General features: G+C 34.4%; 1 protein-coding gene. It reads right to left on the bottom strand.

All coding sequences use genetic code 11. The features are described 5' to 3' along the window. Positions 1–367 precede the first annotated feature (367 nt). Positions 368–2,251: formate dehydrogenase subunit alpha (gene fdhF, locus BLP68_RS21195; protein WP_143003152.1), on the bottom strand; the 1,884-nt coding region annotated here is incomplete at its 5' end.

The following is a 2,251-nucleotide window of genomic DNA, read 5'->3' as shown; positions in this document are numbered from 1 at the left end:
TAAAGAGTACGATGTTAATTTTTTAACTAATTTTTTTTGTTTTTTTATCAATAATTTCTTTTATGAAATATTTTTTTAAGGATTAATACTAATAAAGCCCTTTAAATATTAACGAAAAACTTAAATAATTATTTTTTAAATCAAAATAATTACCAATAAAAGATTGATAAGCTTTATAGTTTGAATTGTATTAATAATTCCCATATTGATAAGAAAATAATAATCACCTAATACTATTTAACATTACTTCTTTACCATATTAATTATACAAAAAGAGAGAAATCCTTTTCGATTTTAGGATTTCTCTCTTTTTTTCTACTTTGAGTTTAAATAATTACTATTAAATTTTACAACTTTTTATAGTTATTTAAGCTAACTTTTCAATTTTTACACCTGTTACTTTAAGTCCTGGTATCTTACAATATTTATCTAATATTTCTCCATTGGTCAATACATTAGCACCATCTGCCCAATGGAAGGGAATAAAGACTACATTTTCATCGACTATATCTGTTATTTTTGCCTTAACTTGAATTTCTCCTCTTTTTGAAGAAACTTTTATCATTTCTCCATCTTTAATTCCTTTTTCCTCTGCTAAAATAGGATTAATTTCTACATAAACCTCCGGAGCAATCTTCTGAATTCCTTCTGATTTGTTCGACATGGTTCTGGTATGATATTGATATAGAATTCGTCCGGTTGTCATTACATAAGGATATTCTTCATTGGTTACTTCTGTAGATTCAATCCATTCTACTGATTTAAATAATCCAGTACCTCTAGCTGGCTTATCAACGTGAAGAATTGGAGTTCCTGGATGATCTTCTGACACACATGGCCAGCAAATACCTTCTTCTTCAATTCTACCATAGGTTATACCTGCATATTGTGGTGTAACTGTTCTAATTTCTTCAAATATTTCTTCTGCGCTATTGTACTTCTTATCATAGCCCAGCCTATTCATTAATTCCATTAGTATTTGCCAATCTGATTTAGCAACACCTGGAGCATCTACAGCCTTTCTAACTCTTTGTACTCTTCTTTCTGTATTAGTGAAGGTACCATCCTTTTCTGCAAAGGCTGCTGCTGGTAATACTACATCTGCCAGCTCAGCTGTTTCTGTTAGGAAAATATCCTGAACTACAAGGAAGGTGTTTTTCAATCCCTTTTCTACATGGGCTGTATCAGGGTCGGATACCATTGGGTTTTCTCCCATTATATAGAGAAGCTTTATATCTCCTTTTTCTGCTGCAGGTATTGCTTCTGTTACTGTTAGCCCCATCTTATTAGAAAGCTTAACTCCCCAAGTCTCTTCAAACTTTTCAATGGCTTCGTTATTTGCTATTTGTTGATAGCCCGGGAATACATTTGGTAATGCTCCCATATCGCAGGCACCTTGAACATTGTTTTGTCCTCTTAATGGATTAACTCCAGTACCTTCTTTTCCAAGGTTACCTGTGGCTAATGCAAGGTTAGATAAACTCATTACGTTTTCTGTTCCATTATGATGCTGTGTTATACCCATTGAATATACGATACTTCCCTTTGTAGCTTTTCCGTATAGCTTAGCAGCCCTTCGTATATCATCTGCATTAACACCGCATATTTCAGCAGCCTTTTCTGGTGTATATTCCTTTACTAATGCCTTTAATTCATCAAAACCCTCTGTATTATTATCTATATAGGCTCTATCCTCTAGCCCCTCTTCTAATATAACGTGAAGCAAGGCATTTGATAGGGCAACACTTGTTCCTGGCTTGATTTGCATAAAAACATCAGCATACTTTGCCAGTTCAATTTCTCGAGGATCTGCGACAATTAACTTCTTACCATCTTTAACCGCCTGCTTGATATAGGCCCCCATAACTGGATGGGCTTCTGTAGTATTTGAGCCTGTCACAAATATTACATCAGCATTACGAATGTCCTTTATGGCATTTGTCATTGCGCCACTGCCAAGGGTTGTAGCCAGTCCTGCAACTGTTGAAGCATGACAAAGTCTAGCACAATGATCTATATTGTTTGTACCCACAATACCTCTAATAAGCTTCATCATCAGGTAGTTTTCTTCATTTGTAACCCTTGCGGAAGAAAATCCTGCAATAGCATCTGGTCCAAAGGACTCCTTTGTTTCTTTTATTTTATTAACAATAACATCATAGGCTTCATCCCATGTAGCTTCTTCCAGCTTACCATTTTTACGGATTAATGGTGTTTTTAATCTATCTGGATGTCCTACAAAATTATAGGC

Origin of the sequence: Alkaliphilus peptidifermentans DSM 18978, from assembly GCF_900101495.1 — a bacterium.
Classification (GTDB): Bacteria; Bacillota; Clostridia; order Peptostreptococcales; family Natronincolaceae; genus Alkaliphilus_C; species Alkaliphilus_C peptidifermentans.
This window is presented reverse-complemented; position numbering and strand designations above follow the sequence as displayed.